Source organism: Rhodoferax sp., from assembly GCF_014859475.1.
GTDB lineage: Bacteria > Pseudomonadota > Gammaproteobacteria > Burkholderiales > Burkholderiaceae_C > Rhodoferax.
In genome coordinates, this window is record NZ_JACUUE010000119.1 from 1 (window position 1) to 7,547 (window position 7,547).

The 7,547-nt window shown below is 62.7% G+C and carries 6 protein-coding genes; 2 read left to right on the forward strand and 4 right to left on the reverse strand.

Annotated features, from left to right (window positions below; genetic code table 11):
• Positions 1–23 precede the first annotated feature (23 nt).
• Together IBX54_RS10410 and IBX54_RS10415 are read right to left on the reverse strand one after the other, a co-directional pair.
• Positions 24–182 (reverse strand): DUF3309 family protein, encoded by a 159-nt coding sequence (locus IBX54_RS10410; RefSeq protein WP_296542588.1) that lies wholly within the window; start codon positions 180–182, stop codon positions 24–26.
• 30 nt (positions 183–212) lie between these two features.
• On the reverse strand, positions 213–500 hold the full coding sequence (locus IBX54_RS10415; RefSeq protein ID WP_296542589.1) for a hypothetical protein: 288 nt from the start codon (positions 498–500) through the stop codon (positions 213–215).
• Positions 501–808: 308 nt separating this feature from the next.
• Between IBX54_RS10415 and IBX54_RS10420 the strand changes: the two genes are divergently transcribed.
• Together IBX54_RS10420 and IBX54_RS10425 are read left to right on the forward strand one after the other, a co-directional pair.
• A complete protein-coding gene (locus IBX54_RS10420; RefSeq protein ID WP_296542590.1) occupies positions 809–2,665 on the forward strand; it encodes an EAL domain-containing protein in 1,857 nt (618 codons plus the stop codon).
• A gap of 50 nt (positions 2,666–2,715) precedes the next feature.
• Positions 2,716–3,306 (forward strand): chemotaxis protein CheB, encoded by a 591-nt coding sequence (locus IBX54_RS10425; RefSeq protein WP_296542591.1) that lies wholly within the window; start codon positions 2,716–2,718, stop codon positions 3,304–3,306.
• Positions 3,307–3,330: 24 nt separating this feature from the next.
• Here IBX54_RS10425 and IBX54_RS10430 read toward each other — a convergent pair whose 3' ends face one another.
• A complete protein-coding gene (locus IBX54_RS10430; RefSeq protein WP_296542592.1) occupies positions 3,331–6,279 on the reverse strand; it encodes an aconitate hydratase in 2,949 nt (982 codons plus the stop codon).
• 504 nt (positions 6,280–6,783) lie between these two features.
• The coding region (locus IBX54_RS10435; protein WP_367141830.1) for an Rrf2 family transcriptional regulator at positions 6,784–7,547 on the reverse strand (764 nt) is incomplete at its 5' end.

The window sequence follows — 7,547 nt, forward strand, 5'->3', positions numbered from 1 at the left end:
GCGTGAATAAAGGGTTGCAAGCGTCAGATTCGACCCATCAGCAGCAAGACGATGATGATGATCACCACCAGGCCTATGCCGCCACTGGGTCCGTAGCCCCAGTTTTTGCTGTGCGACCAGCTTGGAATGGCCCCGATCAACATCAGGATCAGGACGATCAGCAGGATTGTTCCTAAGCTCATAAGTGTCTCCTTGAAAGATAAAGTGTGGTGTTATTGGGCAGCGGAAGCGGGCGGCATCACGATGACGGTGGTGTCGCCAGAGCCCGTCTTGCCAGTGGCGCCGGTGTCACCCGTGGCACCCGTGTAGCCGGTGCTGCCTGTGTCGCCCGTGGCACCCGTGTAGCCGGTGCTGCCTGTGTCGCCCGTGGCGCCCGTGGCGCCAGTCGCGCCGGCAGGTCCGGGCACCGCCACGGGGGTGGGTACCACCACGGTTTCACGGTCGCAGGCAGCCAGGCCGAGGGTTGCGAGAAGCGCCAAAAGTAGCGTTGTTTTTTTCATTTGAAATCCTTGAAGTGTGAATAAACGTGGCGCAGAGGGCACTGGGGTGGCTGTTGGTACGCAGCCGGTCGGTCCTTCCTTGTTCACCACGTTTGCAGCTTAAGGACTTGACCCGGCCCCGTCTGTGCGATGGCGAACTGACGGTGATTCGAGGCAAGTGCGCCGAACTGTACTGCTCAATCAGTGCGCTGGCGTACGCAGTTTGGCTGGCAGCGTGCCTACACTGCCGCCATGAAACGACTTTTCCTGATCCAGGCCCTGCGCGCCAGGATGCCTGTCGTGCAGCATGACCGGCGCATGAGGCCCGCATGAGCAGTCCCAAACCACCCATCGCCCCCGGCGCGCAAGCCGTACCCCAAGGGGATCAACGCCTGGTGCACGAACTGAAATTGCACCAGCTCGAACTGGAGCTGCAAAACAACGCGTTGCGCGAGTCACACCTGGCGCTGGAAGGCGCACGGGAGCGCTACTTTGACCTGTACGACCTGGCCCCCGTGGGCTATGTCACGCTGGATGACCGTGGCTGGGTGGTGGAAGCCAACCTGACCCTTGCCACGTTGCTGGGCGTACCCCGCGGCGCCCTGGTGAGGCAGCCGTTGCACGCCTTTGTCGCCAACGAAGACCAGGACCGCTTTTACCTGCTGCGCGGACAACTGCTTGAAACCGGCGTGCCGCAGTCGCGCGATGTGCGCCTGACACACCGGGATGGCCACCCGCTGTGGGTGCACTTGATGGCCACCGTGTCCACCACGGCCGCGGGCGCGTGCGAGTTGCGCATGGTGCTGAGCGACATCACCGCCCTGAAATCCCTGCAGAGCAAACTCGACCATCTGGCACATTTTGATGCGCTGACCAACCTGCCCAACCGCTTGCTCACGGCCGACCGCCTGGTACAGGCGATGGCGCAAGCGCGGCGCACCGGCCAGGGGCTGGCCGTGGTCTATATCGACCTGGACGGCTTCAAGGACGTCAACGACCAGTTTGGCCACGAGGCGGGCGACCAGATGCTGATGTCCGTGGCCGGCCACATGAAACAGGTGCTGCGTGAAGGCGACACCCTGGCCCGCATGGGCGGGGACGAATTTGTCGCGGTGCTGCCCAACCTGGGCAACATCAAAGCCTGCGCACCGCTGCTCGAGCGCCTGCTGGCTGGCGCCGCCGAGCCGCTGGCCTTCAACGACCAGACGCTACAAGTGTCAGCCAGTCTGGGTGTGACGTTTTACCCGCAGGCGCAAGAGGTCGAGGGCGACCAGTTGATGCGCCAGGCTGACTTGGCCATGTACCAGGCCAAGCAGGCGGGCAAAAGCCGCTGGCGGGAGTTTGATGTCGAGCAGGACGCCAGCCTGCGCGGTTGGCACCAGGACCTGCAACGCATCCGGCAAGCCCTGGATGAGCAGGAATTTGTGCTGCATTACCAGCCCAAGGTGAACCTGCGCAGCGGCCAAGTGGTGGGTGCCGAAGCGCTGATCCGCTGGCGGCACCCCGAGAAGGGCCTGTTGCTGCCGCTGACTTTCTTGCCGGTGGTGGAATACCATCCGCTGGCCATCGACGTCGGCGAATGGGTGATCGACACCGCACTGGGCCAGATGGAAAGCTGGCAAGCCCAGGGTTTGCATGTGCCAGTGAGCGTCAATGTGGGTGCGCAGCAGTTGCAGCAAGCCAATTTTGTACTGCGCCTGCGCGCCCTGCTGGCGCGCCATCCCAGCGTGAAACCCACTGATCTGACGCTGGAAATTCTGGAAACCATCGCGCTCAATGACATTCCCTACGTCTCGCAGGTGATCGAGGACTGCCACCAGATGGGGGTGGCGTTTGCGCTGGACGACTTCGGCACAGGCTATTCGTCGCTGGCCTACCTGAAACGCCTGCAGGTGGATCTGCTCAAGATCGACCAAAGTTTTGTCTGTGACGTGCTCGTCAACCCGGATGATCTGGCGATTTTGAAAGGCATCATTGGCCTGGCGGGTGCGTTCAAGCGCGAGGTGATGGCCGAAGGTGTTGAAACAGTGGCGCAAGGCACCCTGTTGTTGCAGCTGGGCTGCGAGTTGGCGCAAGGCTATTGCCTGGCCCGGCCCATGCCCGCGCAGGATTTGCCAGGCTGGGTCACGCAATGGAACCTTGACTGGGCAGCCAAACCACACTTGGACACATCCTTGCCATGTTGAACAGCCCCTCTACCCACAGCGAAAGCTTGCCCATGCCGCAAAAAAACGGGATGAAAAATTTCCCGATTGTTTGCGTGGGTGGCTCGGCGGGCGGGCTTGACGCCTACATCCGGCTGCTGAAAAGCATGCCCGCCGACATGGGGGTGGCAATCGTGATCGTCAACCACATCACACTGATGCCTACGCGGCTGCACGAGGTGCTGCCGCCCTACACGACCATGCCTGTTGAACTGATCACCGATAACCTTGAGATAGCGCCTGACCGTGTGTTCATCATCCCGGCAAACCGTGACTTGCATGTGGAAGACGGCGTGTTTCATCTGAAGCCGATCTCCAAGCCACGCGGCTGGCCCGATGTGATCACGGTTTTTTTGAAGTCGCTCACCACGTACTGGGACGGCAAACTGATTGCTGTGATCGTGTCGGGTTATGACGGCGACGGCGCCGCCGCGCTGCGCGGCATCAAGGAGGTGGGCGGCATCACTATCGCACAAAAGCCTGACACCGCCGCGCAGCCCGACATGCCCGAGAGTGCCATCGACTCCGGCTGCGTCGACCTTGTGCTGTCGCCTGAAGACATTCCCAGGGAAATTGTGCGCATTGCTCAGCGTGAGGAAGACACGCCGGCAAACCCCCGCTGAACGCGCGCAGGCCTTTGGCCTTGCTTACAAGGAAACCCTGCCTGCCTGAGCCGCGTCGTTCATCAGCAACTGACGCAGCACAAACGGCAGAATGCCGCCCGCGCGGTAGTAGTCCACCTCGATCGGGGTGTCGATGCGCAGCAGCACCGTCATCAGCGTGCGGCCGCCATTGGCGTGGGTGATCACCAGCTGCGCATCGCTTTGCGGGCGCAGGTAGGCGTCGGGCAGGATGTCGATGCGTTCGGTGCCGGTCAGCCCCAGGCGTTGCCAACTGTCGCCTTCCTTGAACTGCAACGGCAACACACCCATGCCCACCAGATTGCTGCGGTGGATGCGCTCGAAACTTTGCGCCACCACCGCCTTGATGCCCAGCAGTTGGGTGCCTTTGGCGGCCCAGTCGCGACTCGACCCGGTGCCGTATTCCTCACCCGCGAACACCACGGTCGGCGTGCCTGCGGCCATATGGCAGGCGGCAGCGTCAAAAATGGACAGTTTTTCACCCTGGTACAGCGTCCATCCGCCTTCGGTGCGCGAGCCATCGGGCTGCGGGGGAATCATCAGGTTCTTGATGCGCACATTGGCAAAGGTGCCGCGCACCATCACGTCATGGTTGCCGCGCCGCGCGCCGTACGAGTTGAAGTCGGCTTGGCGCACGCCGTGCGCCAGCAGCCACTGGCCGGCAGGTGAACTCGCTGCAATGTTGCCCGCCGGAGAAATATGGTCGGTGGTGATGGAGTCGCCAAACAACGCCATGATGCGGGCGCCGTGCACCGGCCCGGCGTTCTTCAGATCTCGAGCGCCCACAGTGCTGGCGTGAGAAGTACCGATTTCCATGGAGAAGTTGGCAAAGAAGGGCGGTTCGGCAATGTAGGTGCTCTTGGGCCAGGTGTAGCTGGTGCCGGTCACGCCGGTGATGGCTTGCCACAGCGGGCCGGGCTCGGTGGCAATCCGCGCGTAGTTGTCCCGGTACGCCTGGCCGTTCATGGCAAAGCTCATCAGCGCCTGAATCTCGTCGCTGGTGGGCCAGATGTCGGCCAGGTACACATCCTTGCCACCCGTGCCCTGGCCCACAGGCTGGCTGCTGAGGTCGCGCAGCACGGTGCCGGCGATCGCATAGGCCACGACCAGCGGCGGGCTGGCCAGAAAGTTGGCCTTCAGGTTGGGGTGAATGCGCGCCTCGAAGTTGCGGTTGCCCGACAGCACCGCCGCGCACACCAGGTCATGCTCGGCAATCAGCGCATTGAGTTCGGGCGTCAGGTCGCCGGCGTTGCCGATGCAGGTGGTGCAGCCGTAGCCGGCCAGCGCAAAGCCGAGTTGTTCCAGGTAGGGCAGCAGGCCAGTCTTGGTGAGGTATTCGGTGACGATGCGCGAGCCCGGCGCCAGCGAGGTCTTGATGTGCGGCTGCACCTTCAGGCCGGCCGCCACGGCCTTTTTGGCCAGCAGACCGGCCGCCAGCAGCACACTCGGGTTGGAGGTGTTGGTGCAACTGGTGATGGCGGCAATCAGCACGTCGCCGTTGCCCACCGTGATGCCACGCGGGGTGTGTCCGGGCACGGCATCCAAAGGCACCACGGCGGCCTGGCTGGCCTCCAGCGTGGGCCGGTTCTGCGCCATCTCGGCGACCTCGCGCGGGGCACCCAGCGGCACGGGTGGCGCTGGCGGTGCATCGCTGGCCGGCACGGCCGTGCCCACGGGAAAGCGCGTGAAGAGCCTGTCGGCCGGCTGGTTGAAGCCGTTCTCGGCGTTGGGTCTGCTGAACAGTTCGGCAAATTGCGCCGCCACCCGGCCCAGCTCAATGCGGTCCTGTGGCCGCTTGGGGCCGGCCAGGCTGGTGGTCACATCCGCCAGCTTCAGCTTGACCACCTGGGAGTAGTCAATCTCGCCACTCAGCGGCACGCCAAACAGGCCTTGCGCCTTGAAGTAGGCCGCGAAGGTGTCGATATCGTCGGGGGTGCGGCCGGTGCCCTTGAAGTAGTCAATCGTCTTCTCGTCCACCGGAAAGAAGCCCATGGTGGCGCCGTATTCGGGCGCCATATTGGCGATGGTTGCGCGGTCGGGCAGGGACAGGGTGCGCGTGCCTTCGCCAAAAAATTCGACAAACTTGCCCACCACCTTGTGCTGGCGCAGGGTCTCGGTCACGGTCAGCACCAGGTCGGTGGCGGTCACGCCTTCGCGCAGGCAGCCCGTCAATTCAAAGCCCACCACGTCGGGTGTCAGCAGGTACACCGGCTGGCCCAGCATGGCGGCCTCGGCCTCGATGCCACCCACGCCCCAGCCCACCACACCAATGCCGTTGATCATGGTGGTGTGGCTGTCGGTGCCCACCAGCGTGTCGGGGTAATACACGCCATCTTTGCCCTGATGCACGCCGCGCGCCAGGTACTCCAGGTTCACCTGATGCACGATGCCAAAGCCGGGCGGCACCACGCCAAAGGTGTCAAAGGCCTGCATGCCCCATTTCATGAACTCGTAGCGCTCGCGGTTGCGCTGGAATTCGAGCTTCATGTTGAGGTCGAGCGAATCCTTTTTGCCATAGTGGTCAACCATGATGGAGTGGTCCACCACCAGGTCCACCGGCACCAGCGGCTCGATGCGTCGCGGGTCCAGCCCCAGGCGCTGCGCCGTGCTGCGCATGGCCGCCAGGTCAGCCAGCAGCGGCACGCCGGTGAAGTCCTGCAGCACCACACGCGAGACGACAAACGGGATTTCGTCGGTGCGCGGCGCGTTGGGCTGCCAATTGGCCAGCTGGGCCACGTGCTCAGCGGTGACCTTGCGGCCGTCGCAGTGACGCAGCACTGCTTCGAGCACGATGCGTATCGACACCGGCAGGCGGCTCACGGTGGGAAATTTTCCGGCCAGCGCTGGCAGCGAATAACACTGGCCCACCTTGCCGGTGGCCGTGGTGAAAGGTGTGAGCGTGGAGCCGAAAGCGTGGGGCATGGTGGTCTCCTGGGAAATTCGGTTTGAAACCATGCTGGCAGCTGGCCAATGGCGCTGCTCAACACAGTGCCAGCAGACTGAGATTACCCAGCCTGGCGCTTGTTCCGTTGTGCGCCACCGCACAGATGCCTGCCTTGCCTGGACAAAAAATTGGCTGATGAAAAACATCACCATGAATATTGAAATGCCAAGCCCCGCTCCGTCGCCAGAACGGATGCCACCCATCCCCATGCCGCCAACGCCCATGCCGACGCCATCCGAGGTGCCCTTTCCCTCGCCGCCGCCTGCGCCGTTGCCCACGCCGATGCCGATGAAGGTCTGGCCGCGCTGACGACACGCCCGCGTGCCAGCGAGGTCTGCAGAGACTGCATTGCAGTGACCTCGGGAACAAGAGGTGCGGTGGTTGAACTTGCCCCGGCCGCGAAAGACTTCGGGGTGGCGTTCGCTCATGAATGACTTTTGCTTAATCCTCCGGTTTCCCCGTGGCACCAGCGACAGCGCCTCCCGCTGCGCCGGCAACGGCACCCAGCGTGGCCCCTAATTAAAACGCCCAAGGGCCCGGCCACGGCGAGGCTGGACGACTGAGGGCATCTGCAGAGTCTGACCCAGTTCAAACACCGAGTTGGGCACATCGGGCCGGAGGGTTTGCTGAACCGGAACCTTGAACACCCCACGCACTTGCGCGGGCGTTCGTTCAATCTTGCCTCCCGTGGCTAGCTGGTGAAGTGCCAGACTCTTCAGGGTGACCGACTGCGTGAAGTCAAGCACTTTGGCGTTCATCGCGTCCCACAGCTCTTTCGCCAGGTCTTGCGCCAGTGATGCGTCGTGCTGCTTGGCTTTGGGTGGCGCATCCTCGACGGCCAAGATGATGTCTGCCACGGTGATTTCATCACTTCGATGACCCAGTGCGTAGCCGCCACCGGGGCCGCGAATGCTGGTGACCAAGCCCTGCAGGCGCAATTTGCTGAACAACTGCTCAAGGTATGACATTGAAATGGGATGGCGCGAGGCGATGTCGGTCAGCGATACCGGCCCGAAATCTTGTCGCAATGCAATGTCAATCATTGCAGTCACCGCCAAACGGCCTTTGGTGCTTAATCGCATTTTGAATACTCCTGTGCGTGCATGGAACCCCGGGAATCGTTTCACATCACCGGGATGCGGTCCAGTCCTTGATGTCGAAGCTTGCGCGAACGCGTCTGCCAGGAGCAGCAGGACCCGGCGCCAATGTAATTGCAGGCAAAGGTGTTGGTTTGTTCGATGGCGCACCAATGAGTTCTGAATGCATGAACCGCCACGCT